This window comes from Halomonas sp. 141 (assembly GCF_002810305.1).
In the GTDB taxonomy this organism is placed as follows: Bacteria; Pseudomonadota; Gammaproteobacteria; order Pseudomonadales; family Halomonadaceae; genus Vreelandella; species Vreelandella stevensii.
The window spans coordinates 24,706-43,318 of record NZ_PINZ01000018.1 but is presented as its reverse complement, the minus strand read 5'-3'; the positions used below and the strand labels follow the sequence as shown (position 1 = coordinate 43,318).

The window sequence follows — 18,613 nt, the reverse complement described above, 5'->3', positions numbered from 1 at the left end:
TGTCAGCAGGATATATCACCGATGAGCCAAGCTACGAATCAGTCCTGGGGCGGCCGCTTCAGCGAGCCTACCGATGCCTTTGTCGCACGCTTCACTGCGTCTGTGAATTTCGACCAGCGCTTGGCGCGCCAGGATATCCAGGGCTCGATTGCCCACGCTACCATGCTGGCGCGGGTGGGGGTACTCACCGAGGACGAGCGTGACGCCATCATCAATGGCCTGACCGAGATTCAGGGCGAGATCGAGCGCGGCGAGTTCCAGTGGTCGGTGCCGTTGGAAGACGTGCACATGAACATCGAAGCGCGGCTGACCGACAAGATCGGCATCACTGGTAAGAAACTGCACACCGGCCGTTCGCGCAACGACCAGGTGGCCACCGATATTCGCCTGTTCATGCGTGATGAAATCGATGTGATCGAGGCCGAACTGACAAGGCTGCGCGATGGCATGATCACGCTGGCCGAGCGGGAAGCCGATACCATCATGCCTGGCTTTACCCACCTGCAGACGGCACAGCCGGTCACTTTCGGCCACCACCTGCTGGCCTGGCAGGAAATGCTGGCCCGCGATCACGAGCGCCTGCTGGATTGCCGCAAGCGGGTCAACGTGATGCCGCTGGGTTCGGCAGCGTTGGCGGGCACCACGTACCCCATCGACCGCCACGTGACCGCCGAGCTGCTGGGCTTCGAGCGCCCATCGGAAAACTCACTGGATGCCGTGTCGGATCGCGACTTTGCCATCGAATTCACCAGCTTCGCCAGTATCCTGCTGATGCACCTCTCGCGCATGAGCGAAGAGCTGGTGCTGTGGACCAGCGCGCAGTTCAATTTCATCGACCTGCCTGACCGCTTCTGCACCGGCTCCTCGATCATGCCGCAGAAGAAAAACCCCGACGTACCCGAGCTGGTGCGTGGCAAGACAGGCCGCGTGTATGGCCACCTGATGGCGCTGTTGACGCTGATGAAGTCCCAGCCACTGGCCTACAACAAGGATAACCAGGAAGACAAGGAGCCGCTGTTCGATGCCGTCGATACCGTGCGCGACTGCCTGAAAGCCTTTGCCGACATGGTGCCCGCCATCGAGCCGAAGAAAGACAGCATGTACGAGGCGGCGCGGCGTGGATTCTCGACCGCCACCGACCTGGCCGACTATCTGGTACGCAAGGGCGTGGCTTTCCGTGATGCTCATGAAATTGTCGGCCTCTCCGTGGCCTACGGCCTGAAGAGCAAGAAAGACCTCTCGGAAATGACGCTGGAAGAGCTGCAGCAGTTCTCCGCGATCATCGAGCAGGACGTTTTCGAGGTGCTGACACTGGAGGGCTCGGTGGCGGCGCGTAATCACATTGGTGGCACGGCGCCGGACCAGGTGCGTGCAGCCGCCAACCGTGCCCGTGACGCGCTGAAAGCGCTCCAGGGTGCCTCATGATGCGCGCGGCCACTGCCTTCGGCGCGCTGCTGCTGGTGGCTCTGCTGCTGGCGGGCTGCGGCCAGAAAGGGCCGCTCTACTTGCCTGACGACACATCCGATTCGGCCGCCGAGCAGGAGGGGTAATGGATCACTTTAACTATCGCGATGGCGTGCTCTATGCCGAAGACGTCCCGCTGACGACGCTGGCCGCCGAGCTGGGCACGCCCTGTTACGTCTACTCCAAAGCCACCCTGGAGCGCCACTTCCGAGCCTACACCGAAGCGCTGGGCGGCCATCCGCACCTGATCTGCTATGCGGTGAAAGCCAATTCCAACCTGGCGGTACTGGGCCTGCTGGCACGTCTGGGGGCCGGGTTCGATATCGTCTCCGTGGGTGAGCTGGAGCGGGTGCTCAAGGCGGGAGGCGACCCTGCCAGGGTGGTGTTCTCCGGCGTGGCCAAGCAGCCCCATGAGATGGCTCGGGCCCTTGAAGTCGGGATCAAGTGCTTCAACGTCGAGTCGCGCCCGGAGCTGGAGCGCCTGAACGCCGTGGCGGGTGAGCTGGGGAAAATCGCCCCGGTCTCGCTGCGCGTCAATCCGGATGTCGATGCGGGTACCCACCCGTACATCTCTACCGGCTTGAAGGACAACAAGTTCGGCATTCCCGTCGATGATGCGCTGGACGTGTATCAACTGGCTGCCAGCCTGCCCCATTTGCGTGTGACCGGTCTGGATTGCCACATCGGCTCACAGCTGACCGAAACCGCCCCGTTCCTGGATGCCCTGGAGCGCCTGCTGCTGCTGATGGAGCGCCTGCGCGAGCAGGGTATCGAGATCGACCAACTGGACCTGGGAGGTGGTCTGGGCGTGCCTTACCGCGACGAGAAGCCGCCCCAGCCCTTCGACTACGCCAGCCAGCTGCTGGCGCGCCTCTCCCGCTGGGAAGGCGGCGAGACCCTGACGCTGCTGTTCGAGCCGGGCCGCTCCATTGCGGCCAACGCGGGCCTGATGCTCACCCGGGTGGAGTTCCTGAAGCCTGGTGAAACCAAGAACTTTGCCATCGTCGATGCGGCCATGAACGACCTGATTCGCCCGGCGCTGTATCAGGCGTGGCAGGCCATCGTGCCGGTGGATACCCGCACGCCCCGTGAGCCGGCCACCTACGACGTGGTCGGCCCGGTGTGTGAAACCGGCGACTTCCTGGGCAAGGAGCGGGAACTGGCGATTGCCGAAGGCGACCTGCTGGCGGTGCGCTCTGCGGGCGCTTACGGTTTCGTGATGGCCTCGAACTACAACAGCCGCCCACGCCCGCCGGAAGTGATGGTGGACGGTGACCGCTACCACGTGGTGCGTGCGCGGGAAAGTCTGGAGAGCCTGTGGGCGGGCGAAGCGCTGCTGCCGGAAGGGGCGCGCTGATGCTGCTGCACTTCACCAAGATGCACGGGCTGGGCAACGACTTCATGGTGATCGATCTGGTCACCCAGCGTGCCCGCCTGCGCGACGAGCAGATCCGCCAGTTGGCGGATCGGCGCTTTGGTATCGGTTTTGATCAACTGCTGATCGTCGAACCCCCGCGCGACCCGGACATGGACTTTCGTTATCGTATCTACAACGCCGACGGTAGCGAGGTGGAAAACTGCGGTAACGGAGCGCGCTGCTTTGCCCGCTTCGTGCGTGACCAGCGCCTGACCCACAAGCACGAAATTCACGTGGAGACCGCTGGCGGCCCGCTGGTACTCAACGTCCAGCACGATGGCATGGTGCGGGTGGACATGGGCGCGCCGCGCTTCAATCCGGCCACGCTGCCCTTCGAAGCCACCGGCGACCAGCCTCTCCACGAGGTGGAGGTAGACGGTGAAACGCTCTCCCTTGGAGTGGTTTCCATGGGCAACCCCCATGCCGTGCTCCAGGTCGAGGATGTCGAGCGTGCGCCCGTCGAACGGCTGGGTCCGCTGCTGGAGTCGCATCCTCGCTTTCCCAAGCGCGTCAACGTGGGCTTCATGCAGGTCGTGTCGCCCAACGAGATTCGCCTGCGGGTCTTCGAGCGAGGCAGCGGTGAAACGCTGGCCTGCGGGACCGGGGCCTGTGCGGCGGTGGCTAGTGGCATTCGTCAGGGGCTGCTGAAAAGCCCGGTCAAGGTCTCCCTGCCGGGTGGCCAGCTGAGTATCGAGTGGCCTGGCCCAGAAGCCTCGCTGGTCATGGTGGGGCCCGCTACCCGAGTGTTCGACGGTCGGGTATCACTCAACTGATTCGAGGAGAACGGTGATGTCTCAAGCCCCTGAGCCGCGTAAAACGCTGGACCCGGACCAGGTCGCGTTCTGGCTGGCCCGCCATCCCGATTTTTTCATCGGTCGTGAGGGGCTGCTGCAACAGCTGAAAGTCCCGCACCCGCATATCGAGGGAGCGGTGTCGCTGCTCGAACGGCTGGTCATCGACCTGCGCCAGCGGGCCGAAACGGCGGAGGGCCGCCTGGAGCACCTGCTGGAAACCGCCCGCCATAACGAAACCCAGTACCGCCGCCTGCGCGAAACGCTGCTCAGCCTGGTAGAAGCAGAAGACCGCGATGCCTTGGCGCAAGCGCTGGCGACCCAATTGAGCGAGCGTTTCCAGACGCCCGCCATGGCGCTGTGGTGCCCGGCCTCCTTGAGTGACGCAGAGCCCGCGCCGCCGCAAGCGCCCCGGCATGTGCTGGACCAGCACGCCGGTGCTCGCCTGGCGGCGTTGCTGGATGGTCGCACCAGCCGCTGCGCCAAGCTCAGCGTCAGCGACTGGAAGTGCCTGCTGCCCCATGCCAAGCCCCCGCGCAAGGCGGGCTCTTGTGCGATTACGCGGCTCTCCGCAGGCGAATCCCTGGGCTATCTGCTGCTCGCCAGCCCCGACCCCGAGTGCTACCGCGCCAGCATGGATACGCTGTTTACCGAGTATCTGGGGGATATCGTTGCTCGGCTGTTGCTGCGCCTGGGGCCGCTGGGTTCGGTACCCCATGGAGAGTGACTCTCCGCTGGCGCAGGCGATAGAGGGCTATCTGGCCCATCTGGCCAGCCATGCCAGCCCGGCGACGGTGGCCGCGTATCGGCAGGATCTGAACGCGTTCTGCCAGTTTGCCCTGCAGCGCGGCGTCACTCAGCCCCATGGCTGGGACACGGCGCTGGCGCGGGCCTTCCTGGGGGCCGAGCGCAGCCGTGGCCTTGCGCCCCGCAGCCTGGCTCGCCGCCGAGCGGCGCTTTCTCGGTTTGCCGATGCGCTGGTGGAGCGCCAGGTACGGGCGGACAACCCCGTCGCGCTGCTGCGCACCCCCAGGCAGCCCAGCCACTTGCCCCGGCCGCTGGATGTCGATGCGCTGGCCCGTTTTCTGGATACGCCCCACGATGGCACGCCGCTGGCGCTGCGGGATCAGGCCATGCTGGAGCTGTTTTACTCCAGCGGGCTGCGTCTGGCCGAGCTGGCTGCGCTGGATGTCGCCCACTTGGCGGGCCACTACGTGCGGGTCATGGGTAAGGGCAGCAAGCCCCGCCAGGTGCCAGTGGGAGCCCGGGCTCGGCAGGCGCTGGAAGCCTGGTTGGGCTGCCGTGACGGGGTGGCTGCCAGTGAAGAGCAGGCACTGTTTGTCGGCCTGCGCGGGCGACGTCTAGGGCATCGCGGCATCCAAAAGCGACTGGCCCAGCTGTCGGTACTGCGTGGCCTGCCAGAGCATCTTCACCCCCACCGTCTGCGCCACTCGTTTGCCAGCCATCTGCTGGAGTCCAGTCAGGACCTGCGGGCCGTACAGGAGCTGCTGGGGCATGCCCATCTATCGACTACCCAAGTCTACACGCGGCTGGACTGGCAGCATCTGGCCGAGAGCTACGATGCTGCCCACCCACGCGCCAAACGACGTTCCCGCGAGAGTGAAAGTTGAGGTGAGAATCGAAACATGGTCACGTTAGACGCCATCACCTTTGATCTGGACGACACCCTGTGGGACAACCACGGCGTCATGCTCACCACTGAAGAGGGCCACTACCGCTGGTTATTGACGGCGCTGGCGGCCTGGCGAGCGGCCCGCCAGGAGCCGCCGCTGGCACTGGACTACGATGCAGGCGTGGCAGACTATCTGCAGCGCCGCCAGCAGTGGGCCCGCCAGGTGCCCGAGCGTCGCGGCGACTTCACCTGGCTGCGGCTACGGGCGCTGGAAGCGCAGCTGGAGGCCAGCGGGCTACCGCGCAGCGCGGCGCTGCTGTGGGCCGCCGCCGCGATGAACGAGTTTCACCGTCTACGGGTGCAAGTCACGCCTCACCCGGAGGCGGATGGCTTGCTGGCCGCGCTGGCTCAGCGCTATCGGCTGGCCGCCATCACCAACGGCAACATTCATCTCAAGCGCCAGCCGCTGGCCGCCCACTTTCCCATAGCGATTGCGGCCGGTGAGTTACTCGCCCCCAAGCCGGACCCCAAGCCGTTTTTGACCGCGCTCGAACGGCTCGGTACCGTTCCTGCCCGGGCCATGCATGTGGGCGATTCATGGCAAGAGGACGTGCTGCCCGCGCAGCAGTTGGGCATGCACGCGGCCTGGGTGGCCGAACGTGGCGATCAGGCGCTGCCCGCCCGAGTGCATCGCATTGCCCACGTGAAGGAGTTGCCAACGCTGATTGCCTGGCTGGAGCAGCGCCGTTGAAGACGCACCTGACGCACGCTCAGTGTTCGGTTTCCTCGGGCGTGTGCAGCCAGCGGTCCAGGGTCTGGGAAAGCGTGTCCACGCCCTGACGCTTGAGGGAGGAGAAGAGCTGTACCGAGACCAGGTCTTCCCACTCTTTCAGGCGTGAACGCACCTTCTGCAACGCCGCGCTGGCAGGCCCTTTCTTCAGCTTGTCGGCCTTGGTCAGTAGAATATGCACCGGCATGCCCCGCTGGTCGGCGAACTCCAGCATCATCTGGTCGAATTCGGTGAGCGGGTGACGTACATCCATGAGCAGGACCAGGCCGCGCAGGCTGAAGCGGCCGCGCAGGTACTCGGAGAGGTGCTGCTGCCACTCGATCTTGACCGCTTCCGGCACTTTGGCATAGCCATAGCCGGGCAGGTCGACCAGGCGGCGACTTTCATCGTTCATCACGCTGAAAAAGTTGATCAGTTGCGTACGCCCAGGGGTGCGCGAGGTGCGTGCCAGCGCGCTCTGCTGGGTCAGCGCGTTGATGGCACTAGACTTGCCCGCATTGGAGCGCCCGGCAAATGCCACTTCGGCGCCGGTGTCGTCCGGGCACAGGGCCAGCGTGGGGGCGCTGATCAAGAATCGCGCAGTAGGGTAGTTCAGTCGTGGGACTGGGCTATCATGAAGGGTAGACATGATGGTGTTCCTGAAAACAGACATGAAAGAGGGCTCATCGAGCCATCCTGCAGGGATCGCCAAGGTACCGCGACGAATTACCCCAAAAGCAGACATGGACTTGCATTCCCGCCGCTTGGGTGATTCGTTATAATGCATGAGGTTTATAACTGCGACCTGGGGCGCTAGTGTACCATCGCGTTCTAGCCAGCAGCGACCAACAACCTGTTGTTCGTTTCGGCGGAGCTGACCCTGGTAGTGTGCAGAGCCTGGGCAGCGCCCAGGGTGCGTACCAGTCAATAATCAAACGGCATAGTGGAATAGCAATGAGAAAGTTACTGGCAAGCCTGGCAATTACCATGGGTGCCGTTGGCACCGCTCACGCCCAAACGGACTATGAAGCCGACGCAGATGCGGCCGCAGGCCGCGAAATGGCACAAACTTGCGCCGCCTGTCATGGCCAAGCGGGTATCAGCCCTTCGGGCGCTTTCCCCAACCTGGCCGGGCAGCAGATGTCCTATCTGGCCAAGCAAATCATGGACATTCGTGACGGCGACCGCCTGGTGCCCACCATGGCAGGTCAAGTAGACGACTTCTCCGACCAGGACGCCTGGGACGTAGCGGCCTTCTTCGCCGGTCAGGACGCCAACCTGGGTCAAACCAGCGATGAAGATGCCGAGCTGCTCGCCCGCGGTGAAGAGCTGTATCGCGCAGGCGACATGAGCAAGGGCATTCCTGCCTGCAGCGCATGCCATACGCCCACCGGTGTCGGGATCGGCAGTGCCGTCTATCCGGCGCTGTCGGGTCAGCACGTGGAGTACACCATCTCCACCCTGCAGGACTTCGCATCAGGCGAGCGTACCAACAGCCCCAACAACCTGATGGGCGATATCGCTTCCAAGATGAGCGATCGTGACATGGAAGCGGTTGCGAACTACGTATTGGGCCTGAACTAAGCGCTCGATGCCGTGCCCCATCCTGCGCTGAACCGGCAGGGTGGGGAACCTGCCTGTGCAAGCGGTGGTCTTAGCCTCGCCCTTGTTGGCTCGCTTATTCTGGAGAGTTCTCGCTATGTTGAAAACGTTGATGGTCGCCCTGGCTGGTCTAGGTCTTTCCGCTACGGTCAGTGCCCAGGAGTTGGTGGAAGGCCAGCACTACACGCTGCTGGCGTCTCCGGTCGCCACGCAGGTGGAAGAAGGCCAAATTGAAGTGACCGAAGCGTTCTGGTTTGGCTGCCCGCACTGCTACCGGTTGCAAGAGCATGTCAACGACTGGTACGCCACGCTGGAAGACGACGTCAGTGTGATCCACATGCCGGCCACCATGGGCGGTGACTGGAATACCCACGCCACGGCCTTCTACGCCGCTCAGTCGCTGGGTATCGAAGAAGAAATGCATGGCGACTTCTTCGATGCCATCCATCAGGATGGCCGCTCTCTGACCGACCCGGACGATATTGCCGAGTTCTTCGCCAACTACGGCGTCAGTGAAGAAGAAGCCAGGCAGGCGTTGACCGCTTTCAGCGTACGCAGCGATGTCAACAAGGCCAACAGCCGCATGCGTGAAATGCGCCTGATGGGGGTTCCGGCCATCGTGGTGGATGGTCGCTATGTGGTATCGCCACAAACCGCAGGCAGTCTCGAGAACATGCCTCGCATTGCCGATGCCCTGGTGGAAAAAGTGCGTAACGAGCGCGCTCAATAACCGTGCTCGAACACGGCACTACCGGTGAGCCTGCGGGCTCACCACAGGCGCCCGCCGCTCCCTTGCTGGAGCGGGGGCACCTGCGCCTGCTGACGTTCAATCTGCAGGTGGGTATCCAGACCTCTGCCTATCACCATTACCTCACCCGCAGCTGGCAACACTTCTTGCCGCATCCCCAGCGCTTGAAGCGCCTGGCGATGATGGGCAGCGTGCTCGAGCAGTTCGATGTGGTGGGCCTCCAGGAGGTGGATGGCGGCAGCTTTCGCTCCAGCCGTGTCAACCAGGTGGAGTTTCTCGCCGCCCAGGCAAAATTCCCGCACTATTTTCAGCAGCTGAACCGCAACCTGGGGCAGTTCGCTCAGCACAGCAACGGGCTGCTGTCGCGGCTGGTGCCGAGCCGTATCGAAGAGCATCGGCTGCCCGGGATGCTGCCAGGGCGAGGCGCGATTCATGCCCGCTATGGCGATGGCCCCGATGCCCTGCACATCTTCGTGGCCCACTTGGCCTTGAGCCACCGTGGCCGAGTACGCCAACTGGACTACCTCAGCGACATCATTCAGCCGCTGCGCCATGTGGTCGTGATGGGGGATCTCAACTGTACGCCGGATCAACTGCATGCCCACGAGCGTTTCAGCACGTCGTTGCCGCTACATCCGGTGAAGCCGCTGCTCAGCTACCCCTCTTGGCAGCCGCGTAGGGCGCTGGATCATATTCTGCTGTCCCAAACGCTGGAAGCCGCAGAAGTGCGCGTGCTGGATCATCTGTTTTCCGATCACTTGCCCATCGCGGTCGACCTGCCCTTGCCCGCAGCCTGCGTCAGTGCGCTGGCAGAGGCCGAGCACGCGCAAACCCATGGGCGCCCATAGCCAGACGTACGGCCCAGACGGATGGATAAGCGTTTAATCCCGTGAATAGGGATGACGTCAGGCCCAGAATCAGCGATGATTCTGGGCCGTTTTTATTCATGCTGGGACATCTGCTATGCCGACGAGTGCTCAAGAGCCACGTTTATTGCGTTGGCTGGACTGCGTAACCGAGGGGATTGGCCGAGCCATTGCTTGGCTGGTGATCATCATGATGCTGGTCCAGTTTGCCATTGTCATTATGCGCTACTGGCTGGGCATCAACAGCATCGTCATGCAGGAGTCGGTGATGTACATGCATGCCGCAGTGTTCATGCTCGGCGCCGCCTGGACTCTCAAGCGCGATGGCCATGTGCGGGTCGATATTTTCTATCGCCGCCTATCGGCGCGTGGGCGGGCCTGGATCGACCTGTTGGGCACGCTGCTGCTGCTGATTCCGGTGTCGCTCTTCATTGCGTTCAGTAGCTACCGTTACGTGCGTAGCAGTTGGGCCATCCTGGAGCGCTCGCCGGATGGCGGCATTCCCGGTGTTTATCTGTTGAAAACGCTCATGCTGGTGATGGTGGCGCTACTGCTACTGCAGGCGGTGGCGCAACTGATTCGCCAGACCTTGATATTGCGCGGCAAACTGACCACCACGCCCCCTACTCATGAGGAGATCATCTAGTGCTGGCGACCTTATTAGACATGATGCCGCTGGTACTCTTTGCTGCGGTTTGTATCGTCCTGATGCTGGGGTATCCGGTGGCGCTTTCGCTGGCGGGCACCGCATTGGCCTTTGCCGGGATCGGGCTGCTGCTGCAGTCCATGGGCGTCGATGTACCCTTCGAAGCGCGCATGATGAACGCCATGCCCAACCGGCTTTACGGCATCATGACCAATGCCACGCTGCTGGCGGTGCCGTTGTTCGTGCTCATGGGCGTCCTGCTGGAGAAGTCGCGGGTGGCGGAAACGCTGCTGGACGCCATGGCCATGGCCTTCGGCGCGCTGCGCGGCGGCCTGGGTATCGCGGTGGTCATCGTCGGCATGTTGCTGGCGGCCTCCACGGGGATCGTCGGGGCCACGGTCGTCACCATGGGGCTTCTGTCGCTGCCCACGATGTTGAAGCGCGGCTACTCGCCCGCGCTGGCCACGGGCACGATCTGTGCCACGGGTACGCTGGGGCAGATTATTCCTCCTTCGATTGCGCTGGTGCTGCTGGGCGATGTGCTCTCCAACGCCTACCAGCAGGCGCAGCTCTCCATGGGCGTGTGGAGCCCGAAAACCCTCTCCATTGGTGACCTGTTCATTGGTGCACTGGTGCCTGGCCTGCTGCTGGTGGGGGTGTACATCATTTACCTGCTGGTGGTGGCGTGGTGGAAACCGGACGCGGCACCGGCGGCGGACCGTGAGGCTCTAAAGGCCGAGCTGGGGCACACCGGCAGCATCTGGCCGCTGCTGCTGAAAGGCTTGCTGCCTCCGGTACTGCTGATCGTGGCGGTGCTTGGCTCGATTCTGGGGGGCTTTGCAACGCCTACCGAAGCGTCGGCGGTAGGGGCGTTTGGCGCGCTAGTGCTGGCGGCGACCAATCGCCAGCTGAGCATCAAGATGCTCAAGAAGACACTCCACTCCACGGCGCAGGTCACCAGCATGGTGTTCCTGATCCTGATTGGCGCTGCGCTGTTTTCACTGGTGTTTCGCGCTTACGGTGGTGAAGAGCTGGTCACCGAGCTGTTCGAAGCCATGCCGGGCGGGGTCGTTGGAGCCACGCTGGTGGTCATGCTGGTGATCTTCCTGCTGGGCTTCATTCTCGACTTCATCGAAATCACCTTCGTGGTGGTGCCCATCGTTGGGCCCGTTCTGCTGGCCATGGGCGTAGACCCCATCTGGCTGGGCATCATGATCGCGGTCAACCTGCAAACGTCGTTCCTGACCCCGCCGTTCGGCTTTGCGCTGTTCTACCTGCGCGGCGTGACCCCGGCCAGCGTGCCGACCTCGGCCATTTACAAGGGCGTGATCCCGTTCATCATTCTGCAGCTGGGCATGTTGTTGGCGCTGGCGCTGTTTCCGGGCATCGCCACCTGGCTGCCCTCTGTCCTGTAGCGAGCGATTGGCGACATGATTGCAAACGTACTGACCATCGCTGGCTCCGACCCCTCGGGCGGGGCGGGCATTCAAGCGGACCTGAAGACCTTCTCGGCGCTGGGCACCTATGGCACTAGCGTGATCACGGCGCTGACGGCACAAAATACCTGCGGTGTCGCCGGGGTGCATGGCGTCCCGGTGGCGGCCATTCGCCAGCAGTTGGAGCACCTGTTGGCCGATGTGCACATCGATGCCGTAAAAATTGGCATGGTGGCCAGCCGCGACGTGGCACAGACCATTGCCGACGTGCTGCAGCAGCGTCGCCCGCGCTGGATCGTGCTGGACCCGGTGATGGTCGCGAAGAGCGGTGACGTGCTGGTGGACGATGCTGGCATCCGCGCCGTGCGCGATATTCTGGTGCCGCTGGCGGATGTGATCACTCCCAACCTCCCCGAAGCCGCAGTGCTGCTGGACCGCGCGCGGCCCGCGTCGCTGGAGGACATGGAGTCGCTGCTGCCCGCGCTGGTGGCCTTGGGCGCGCCTTACGTGGTGCTCAAGGGGGGGCATCTACGGGGCGAAACCTGTCCGGATTTGCTGGCCTCCCCTCAGGGCCAGCGCTGGCTGGCCGCCGAGCGGATTGCTACCGACAACCTGCACGGCACCGGCTGTGCGCTGTCATCGGCGATCACGGCGTGCCTGGCGAGGCTGCCCGCTCAGGCAAGCAGCGAAGCTCCCATCGAGGCGATCACCACCGCCAAACAGTGGTTGCACGACGCCCTGGCTGCCAGCGAGCGGCTCAACGTGGGCCAGGGGCGAGGGCCGGTTCACCACTTCCACGCCTGGTGGTAACGGCGCTGGGGGGCAGCTTGATCTGGGGCATGCGCGGATAAAGTCGGCTTGCGAGATGCGCAAACGGGCACCATGCTGAAGGGTGCCCGTTTCATCCAACCGACTGCGCTATTCGGCCAAGGAGCATGCCCATGTCTCGCTCGCTGCTGTTTGCCTCCGATCTTTCCCGGGAAAATCGCGCCGCGTTCGCACGCGCGCTGCGCCTTGCCCAGGAGCAAGGTGCTTCCCTGAACACGCTGCACGTGCTCGACCCTTATCTGCCGCATCGCACCCTGCATGACCTGGAGCAGGCCATCAGTGATGATATCAGCGCCACGCTGACGGATTTAAGTGAAGACTACGCTCTGGCGCTGCCTCCGCTGATGATCCAGACCGTGGTGGGCGAGCCCCATGCGGAAATCGTCCGCGAGGCCCACGAGCGTCACGCATCGCTGATCGTGCTGGGTATGCATCGCAAGCGCGGCCAGAAGGAGCTACTGCAGGGCACCACCATGATGCGCGTGCTGCGCAGCGCGCCGTGCCCGGTGGTCATCGCGTTCACCCCGCCTACGCAGGCCTGGCAGCATATTGTGGTGCCCATCGACTTTTCACTGACCGCACGCCAGACACTCAAGGAAGCCCTGATACGCTTCCCGGAGGCGCATATCACCCTGCTGCATGCCTGGAGCCTGCCGGGCGAGCGTGAGGTGGGTAATCAGGCCTTCTACGCCCAGTGGCGAGACCATGAGGTCAACCGGCTGCGCACGGCGCTGGACAACGAAGTCGATAGCCTGATGGACGAACTGCAGGGCGTGCCTGATACGCAGCTGGTACTGGAGCCGGGCAACCCCTGCGATGTGCTCGGCGACTATATCAAGCGCCATTCGCCTGACCTGGTGATGCTGGGAAGCCGCAGCCGACCCCAGCAGCCCAACCCGCTTACCGAGATGCTGCTGAGCGAGCCGCACTGCGATGTGATGATCTGCCGCCCCTGGTAGCGCCGCCAGTCCTTTGGTTGTACGGAACCTTTACGCATAACATGGGCATGTATAGCGTAGGGGTTTCTGTTCCGTCTGCCTTGGGAGGAAAACACCGCGCGGCGACTCAAGCAATCCACTCCGTTCACCACAGCGCGGCTAGCAGTTCGACCGTGTGGTCGAAGACCAGGGCCAACGCTACATCCTGCTAGGCAGTGGCGTGTTCCGCTACATGATCTGGACGGCCTGCGCGGGGGCCTACTACCAGCTGGAAGGCGAAAACGAGCCGCAACCGCTGGGCGAAGGTTTTCGGGATGCCCTGTTAGGGCGCCGCTGAACTGCGCTAGACTCTTGCCTTTCAGCCATTCCAAGGGTAGCCGTAACGTGAAGGCTTTGATTCAACGGGTAACCACCGCCAGCGTGACGGTGGAGGGGCAGGCCATTGGCGCTATCGATCACGGGCTCGTGGCGCTGATCGGCGTCGAAAGAGGCGACAGCGAGGCTAATGCCGACAAGCTGTTGCACAAGCTGCTGAATTACCGCGTGTTCAGTGACGAGGCGGGCAAGATGAACCATAACCTGCAGCAGGCCCAGGGGGGCTTGCTGCTGGTGTCCCAGTTCACGCTGGCCGCCGATACCCGCAAGGGGCTGCGGCCGGGTTTTTCCAGCGCCGCACCGCCGGAGGAAGGCGAGCGGCTATTCGATTACCTGGTGGCGCGCGCGCAGCAAGCGGGCCCACCGGTGGCCACTGGGCAGTTTGGCGCCGACATGCAGGTGGCGCTGGTCAACGATGGCCCGGTGACCTTCATGCTGGAAGGGTAGCGGAAAAACCTCAGGCGTTTTCGCTGGCCAGCAGTTCGGCTTCCATGGCTTCCAGCGCCTCTTCGGCGGCTAGCCAGGCCTGCTCGGTGCGCTCCAGCTCGACCTTGGCATCGGCTTGCCGGGCCAGTGCCTGGGTCAGTTCCGCCTTGCGGGCGCTGTTGGTATACAGCGTGGCATCGGCCAGCACGGTTTCGACTTCCTCCAGCGCCGCCTGGGCCTTCTCCATCTGTTTTTCGGCCTGATCACGAACCTTTTTCAAGGGTCGCAGCTTTTCACGCAGCTCGGCGGCAGCCTTGCGAGCGGCCTTGCGGTCAGTGGTGGGCTGCTGCCCCTGGCGCTCGCTCTTCTCGCTGCGTGCGTCGCGGCGGCTCTCTTCCAGGCGTGCTTTCAGCCAGGCGCGATAATCCTCCAGGTCGCCATCGAACGGCTCGACCCGATGGTCGGCCACACGCCAGAACTCATCGACCGTGGCGCGCAGCAGGTGACGGTCGTGGGAGACCAGGATGACGGTGCCCTCGAACGCGGCCAGCGCTTCAGTGAGCGCTTCGCGCATTTCCAGGTCCAGGTGGTTGGTCGGTTCGTCCAGCAGCAGCAGGTTGGGTTTTTGCCAAGCCACCAGCGCCAGCGCCAGGCGCGCCTTCTCGCCCCCCGAGAAGGTCGCCACCTCGCCGAAGGCGTCATCGCCCTTGAAGCCGAAGCCGCCCAGGAAGTTGCGGATTTCCTGATCGCTGGCGGTAGGAGAGAGCCGCTGGACGTGGACAAACGGGGTGGTGGTCACGTCCAGCCCTTCCAGCTGATGCTGGGCAAAGTAACCAATCGCCAGATGCTCGCCGGGCACCCGCTTGCCCTGCAACAGGGCCAGCTCGCCGGTCAGCGATTTGATCAGCGTGGATTTGCCCGCGCCGTTGGGCCCCAGCAAGCCAATGCGGCTACCGGGTAGCAGGGTGATATTGACCTTTTCCAGCTGCGCGACATCGGCCGCTTCGCTGCGATATCCCAGGGTTGCCTGGTCCAGCACCAGCAGGGGGTGAGAGGTTTTGTCGGCGGCGGGCAGCGTGAAGTGGAAGGGCGAGTCCACGTGCGCCATGGCGATATCTTCCATGCGCTCGAGCATCTTCATGCGGCTCTGGGCCTGGCGAGCCTTGGTCGCCTTGGCCTTGAAGCGGGCGATGAAACGCTCTATTTCCTCACGACGCGCCTGCTGCTTGGCGGCTTCGGCCTGCTGGAGCGCGAGCTTCTCGGCGCGGGTACGCTCGAAGCGTGAGTAGTTGCCCCGGTAAAGCTCCAGGGTCTGCTGATGCATGTGGACGATATGGTCACACACGGCATCCAGGAAGTCGCGGTCGTGGGAGATCAGCAGCAGTGTGCCCGGGTAACGTACCAGCCACTGCTCCAGCCACAGCAGTGCATCCAGGTCCAGGTGGTTGGTCGGCTCGTCGAGCAACAGCAGGTCGGAAGGCATGAACAGGGTGCGGGCCAGGTTGACCCGCATACGCCAGCCACCGGAAAAATCGGAAAGCGGGCGCTGCAGGTCGGCCTGTATGAAGCCCAGCCCCACCAGCAGCTGGGCGGCGCGCGAGGCAGCGCTGTAGCCATCCAGCGTCTCGATCAGGCCGTGCAACTCGGCTTCACGGTGGGCATCCCCCGCCTGCTGGGCGGCCAGCAGGTCGGCTTCGGCCTGGCGCAGGGCATGATCGCCATCCAGCACGTACTCGACGATGGGGCGGTCCAGCGCTTCCACTTCCTGAGCCATGTGTGCGATACGCTGGCCACCGCTCATCTCTACATCGCCCTGGTCCGGGCCCAGCTCGCCCAGCAGCAGCTTGAACAGGCTCGACTTACCCGCCCCGTTGGCCCCGATGATGCCTGCCTTGACCCCGTTGTGCAGGGTCAGGTCGGCGCTTTCCAGGAGCGTTTGCGTACCTCGTTGCAGGGCGACTTGGCGCAGTGCGATCATGCTTTCTCCCGAAACCAGTGGGTAAATTCATGGATTCTAACCGATTGCAGGACTTGCAGCAGGCTTTGCAGCATCGTTCGTTGTGGGATTTTGCGCTGGCCTTTTACGCCCAGCCCGGTGTGGAGCAGGCGTGCTTGACGCTACAGGACGCCGCCGATGTCGATGTCTGCGAATTGCTGTTTCACGGATGGCTGTATTGCCACGGCCTCCAGGCCAAACGTGAGGTGCTTGCCGATATTAGCCGTGAGCGAGCGCACTGGCAGCGCCAGTTTACCGAGCCGTTACGTCACCTGCGCCGTGAATTGAAGCCTCAAGCGGCTGAGGATGAGGCCATCGATACGTTGCGCAAGAGCATCAAAACTGCCGAGCTGCAGGCCGAGCGTGTAAATCTTCAACGTTGGCAGCAGTGGGCGCAGGCTTCCGAGTATGTCTCACAGCGTTTGGAGGAAGTTGATGATAGCATGCAAGATCGTAGCATTTGGCTGCAGAATAGGCTCTTTTTTGCCAAATTTGACAGCGCTTCGTTGAGTGGTTCACGCGTATGCGATGGCATCTCCCCTGCGCTTGAATGTCTGGCAAGTCAGCTTGACCACTGTAAATCACCACGCTAGCCTGAAATTAAGCTGTTTTTGAATAACCTGTGACCACTTGTGTGGCAATCGCCCGCTAACCCACAGCAATGAATCCAGCAGCCATAAATCACCAGCAGCCATTAATCGATAGGTGAAAGCGTTTCTGCGTGTTAGCGGTTGATCAGGACAGCACTGGACAGACAACACTAACTTCATGCGCACTCTTGGAGCGCGCTACCACTGTCAGGGAACTCTGTATGAAGCCAAACAAGTTTGTTTCGACCCGCTCACTCACCACGAAACTCATCACGTCCGCGAGCGTAGGTGCTCTGCTGCTGGGCCTAAGCGCTGCTGCGCAGGCAGATAACTGGCGTTATGCCCACGAAGAGTATGAAGGCGACGTTCAGGACGTCTTCGCCATGGCGTTCAAGGAGTACGTGGAAGAGAACTCCGACCACACCGTCCAGGTATATCGTTTTGGCGAGCTGGGCGAGTCTGACGACATCATGGAGCAGACCCAGGCGGGCATTCTGCAGTTCGTCAACCAGTCGCCTGGTTTCACGGGCGCACTGATCCCTGAAGCGCAAATCTTCTTCGTCCCTTACCTGCTGCCCACCGATGAAGAAACGGTCATCGAGTTCTTCAACTCCAGCACCGCGATCCATGAAACCTTCCCGGAGCTCTATGCGGAGCAGGGGCTGGAGCTGCTCAAGATGTACCCAGAAGGTGAGATGGTCGTCACCCTCGACGAGCCGTTTACCTCGCCAGACGAGCTGCGTGGCAAGAACATCCGCACCATGACCAACCCGCTGCTGGCGGAAACCTACCGTGCCTTCGGCGCCAGCCCCACGCCGCTGCCCTGGGGTGAGGTCTACGGTGGCCTGCAAACCAACATTCTGCAGGGCCAGGAAAACCCCATCTTCTGGATCGAGTCGGGCGGCCTGTATGAAGTTTCCCCCAACCTGGTGTTCACCGGTCATGGCTGGTTCACCACGGCCATGATGGCCAACCAGGACTTCTTCGAAGGCCTCTCGGAAGATGATCAGCAGCTGGTGCGTGATGCCACGGAAGCGGCTTACGAGCACACCATGGAGCATATCTCTGGTTTGGCCGACGAGTCGCTGGAGAAAATCCAGGCCGCCTCGGATGACGTGACCGTGACGCGTCTCAATGAAGAGCAGATTCAAGCCTTCCGCGAGCGTGCGCCCCAGGTAGAAGAGCGCTTCGTGGAGATGACTGGCGAGCGCGGTGCGGCACTGCTCGAGCAGTTCAAGGAAGACCTCGAAGCCGTGACCAGCAACTGATTCATGGCGAGGGCCTGGCAGGAGTGATGCCTGCAATGCCCGCAAATGCGTGAAAGCAAAAGGGGTGGCCAAGTGCTGCCCCTTTTTTGTTCACCCCTTTGTGAAGAGAAACACCCATCTACCGTGATGCGGGTGCGGCTAATCAGCGTTGAATGGTGTGTTGTTTCAAGCCGCTACAGTAGCAAGGTAGACCGACAAGTTTAACGGGAACAGAGAGGAACAACTCCAATGGATATGAGCGAAGATGATGTTGCTGAAAAACAGTATCGCTCTATGCTGCCTGGGCTGCTGGGTACCGTTGATACGTGGATCAGTAAAATGGAGGCCGTGATTCTGGCGACGGGCGTCATTCTGATGGCGATCAATACCGTGGCCAACGTCATTGGTCGCTTCGTGTTCGGTGAGAGTCTGCACTTTTCCGAAGAGGTCAACCGTATGCTGATCGTGCTGGTGACCTTTGCCGGGATTGGCTATGCCGCTCGGCATGGTCGGCATATCCGCATGTCGGCGATCTACGATGCGCTGCCCACAGGAGGGCGCCGCGCGCTGATGATTGTCATCAGCCTGTTCACGGCGCTAGTGATGTTCGTGCTGTGCTACTTCTCGATTGGTTACATCGACACCATCATGGGCCGCGGCCGCAGCCTGCCCTCTACAGGTATTCCGGCCTGGTGGATGTACGTCTGGGTGCCCGTGGGCTTTGCCGTCACCGGCATTCAATACGTCATGACGGCGATCACTAACCTGCTTTCGAAGGATGTGTACCTGTCCACGCATGTGGTGGACGGCTACAAGGACACCGAAACCGAAGTCTAGGCAG

The 18,613-nt window shown here is 62.6% G+C and carries 21 protein-coding genes; 19 read left to right on the top strand and 2 right to left on the bottom strand.

Translation table 11 applies throughout. The annotated features are described in order from the left end of the window. The first annotated feature begins 21 nt into the window (after window positions 1–21). The 7 genes from argH to CWI66_RS09980 are packed head-to-tail and all read left to right on the top strand — an operon-like array spanning window position 22 to window position 6,056. Window positions 22–1,425, top strand: a complete 1,404-nt coding sequence (argH, locus tag CWI66_RS10010) for an argininosuccinate lyase (protein WP_100731582.1) — start codon at window positions 22–24, stop codon at window positions 1,423–1,425. After that, a complete protein-coding gene (gene lptM / locus CWI66_RS10005; RefSeq protein ID WP_081194929.1) occupies window positions 1,425–1,550 on the top strand; it encodes an LPS translocon maturation chaperone LptM in 126 nt (41 codons plus the stop codon). Before argH ends, lptM begins: the two co-directional genes overlap by 1 nt. Beyond that, window positions 1,550–2,821, top strand: a complete 1,272-nt coding sequence (lysA, locus tag CWI66_RS10000) for a diaminopimelate decarboxylase (protein WP_081138593.1) — start codon at window positions 1,550–1,552, stop codon at window positions 2,819–2,821. Before lptM ends, lysA begins: the two co-directional genes overlap by 1 nt. Continuing rightward, complete coding sequence (dapF, locus tag CWI66_RS09995; RefSeq protein WP_016915460.1) at window positions 2,821–3,654, top strand: diaminopimelate epimerase; 834 nt, start codon at window positions 2,821–2,823, stop codon at window positions 3,652–3,654. Before lysA ends, dapF begins: the two co-directional genes overlap by 1 nt. 16 nt (window positions 3,655–3,670) lie before the next feature. Further along, window positions 3,671–4,399, top strand: coding sequence for a DUF484 family protein (locus CWI66_RS09990; protein ID WP_100731581.1), 729 nt, complete (start codon window positions 3,671–3,673; stop codon window positions 4,397–4,399). Further along, window positions 4,389–5,303 carry a tyrosine recombinase XerC gene (locus CWI66_RS09985; protein ID WP_100731580.1) on the top strand — a complete coding sequence of 305 codons (915 nt, stop codon included), beginning with the start codon at window positions 4,389–4,391 and terminating at the stop codon, window positions 5,301–5,303. The genes CWI66_RS09990 and CWI66_RS09985 overlap by 11 nt, the downstream gene beginning before the upstream one ends. 15 nt (window positions 5,304–5,318) lie before the next feature. After that, window positions 5,319–6,056, top strand: a complete 738-nt coding sequence (locus CWI66_RS09980; protein WP_100731579.1) for an HAD family hydrolase — start codon at window positions 5,319–5,321, stop codon at window positions 6,054–6,056. 19 nt (window positions 6,057–6,075) lie between these two features. On the opposite strand, the gene yihA is transcribed toward CWI66_RS09980, so the two are convergent. After that, window positions 6,076–6,723: a ribosome biogenesis GTP-binding protein YihA/YsxC gene (yihA, locus tag CWI66_RS09975; RefSeq protein ID WP_081138598.1), complete on the bottom strand. Its 648-nt coding sequence runs from the start codon at window positions 6,721–6,723 to the stop codon at window positions 6,076–6,078. Between the two features lie 305 nt (window positions 6,724–7,028). Here yihA and CWI66_RS09970 point away from each other — a divergent pair, with 305 nt between their 5' ends. From CWI66_RS09970 to dtd, 9 genes are all read left to right on the top strand, one after another. Further along, the gene (locus tag CWI66_RS09970; RefSeq protein WP_081194921.1) at window positions 7,029–7,658 is read left to right on the top strand and encodes a c-type cytochrome; all 630 of its coding nucleotides are present in this window, start codon (window positions 7,029–7,031) and stop codon (window positions 7,656–7,658) included. Between the two features lie 115 nt (window positions 7,659–7,773). Continuing rightward, window positions 7,774–8,406 (top strand): thiol:disulfide interchange protein DsbA/DsbL, encoded by a 633-nt coding sequence (locus tag CWI66_RS09965; RefSeq protein WP_100731578.1) that lies wholly within the window; start codon window positions 7,774–7,776, stop codon window positions 8,404–8,406. Window positions 8,407–8,408: 2 nt separating this feature from the next. After that, complete coding sequence (locus CWI66_RS09960; protein ID WP_100731577.1) at window positions 8,409–9,272, top strand: endonuclease/exonuclease/phosphatase family protein; 864 nt, start codon at window positions 8,409–8,411, stop codon at window positions 9,270–9,272. A 115-nt stretch (window positions 9,273–9,387) separates the two neighbouring features. Next, window positions 9,388–9,936 carry a TRAP transporter small permease subunit gene (locus CWI66_RS09955; protein ID WP_081194915.1) on the top strand — a complete coding sequence of 183 codons (549 nt, stop codon included), beginning with the start codon at window positions 9,388–9,390 and terminating at the stop codon, window positions 9,934–9,936. After that, on the top strand, window positions 9,936–11,351 hold the full coding sequence (locus CWI66_RS09950) for a TRAP transporter large permease (RefSeq protein WP_100731576.1): 1,416 nt from the start codon (window positions 9,936–9,938) through the stop codon (window positions 11,349–11,351). The genes CWI66_RS09955 and CWI66_RS09950 overlap by 1 nt, the downstream gene beginning before the upstream one ends. Before the next feature lie 15 nt (window positions 11,352–11,366). Beyond that, window positions 11,367–12,182, top strand: a complete 816-nt coding sequence (gene thiD, locus CWI66_RS09945) for a bifunctional hydroxymethylpyrimidine kinase/phosphomethylpyrimidine kinase (protein ID WP_100731575.1) — start codon at window positions 11,367–11,369, stop codon at window positions 12,180–12,182. Between the two features lie 131 nt (window positions 12,183–12,313). After that, entirely contained in the window at window positions 12,314–13,159 is an 846-nt protein-coding gene (locus CWI66_RS09940) for a universal stress protein (protein WP_081194911.1), read from the top strand. A 154-nt stretch (window positions 13,160–13,313) separates the two neighbouring features. Then, entirely contained in the window at window positions 13,314–13,475 is a 162-nt protein-coding gene (locus CWI66_RS18020) for a hypothetical protein (RefSeq protein WP_016915449.1), read from the top strand. 47 nt (window positions 13,476–13,522) lie between these two features. Then, window positions 13,523–13,960, top strand: coding sequence for a D-aminoacyl-tRNA deacylase (gene dtd, locus CWI66_RS09935; RefSeq protein WP_081138643.1), 438 nt, complete (start codon window positions 13,523–13,525; stop codon window positions 13,958–13,960). Between the two features lie 10 nt (window positions 13,961–13,970). Here the strand turns inward: dtd and CWI66_RS09930 are convergent, their stop codons facing one another. After that, entirely contained in the window at window positions 13,971–15,917 is a 1,947-nt protein-coding gene (locus CWI66_RS09930) for an ABC-F family ATP-binding cassette domain-containing protein (RefSeq protein WP_100731574.1), read from the bottom strand. Window positions 15,918–15,934: 17 nt separating this feature from the next. On the opposite strand from CWI66_RS09930, the gene CWI66_RS09925 reads away from it, so the two are divergent. The 3 genes from CWI66_RS09925 (at window position 15,935) to CWI66_RS09915 (ending at window position 18,609) form a co-directional block, all read left to right on the top strand. Continuing rightward, the gene (locus tag CWI66_RS09925) at window positions 15,935–16,528 is read left to right on the top strand and encodes a TIGR02444 family protein (protein ID WP_232710829.1); all 594 of its coding nucleotides are present in this window, start codon (window positions 15,935–15,937) and stop codon (window positions 16,526–16,528) included. Window positions 16,529–16,746: 218 nt separating this feature from the next. Next, window positions 16,747–17,793, top strand: coding sequence for a TRAP transporter substrate-binding protein (locus CWI66_RS09920; protein ID WP_016915445.1), 1,047 nt, complete (start codon window positions 16,747–16,749; stop codon window positions 17,791–17,793). Window positions 17,794–18,021: 228 nt separating this feature from the next. Then, a complete protein-coding gene (locus CWI66_RS09915) occupies window positions 18,022–18,609 on the top strand; it encodes a TRAP transporter small permease (RefSeq protein WP_016915444.1) in 588 nt (195 codons plus the stop codon). Window positions 18,610–18,613: the final 4 nt, after the last annotated feature.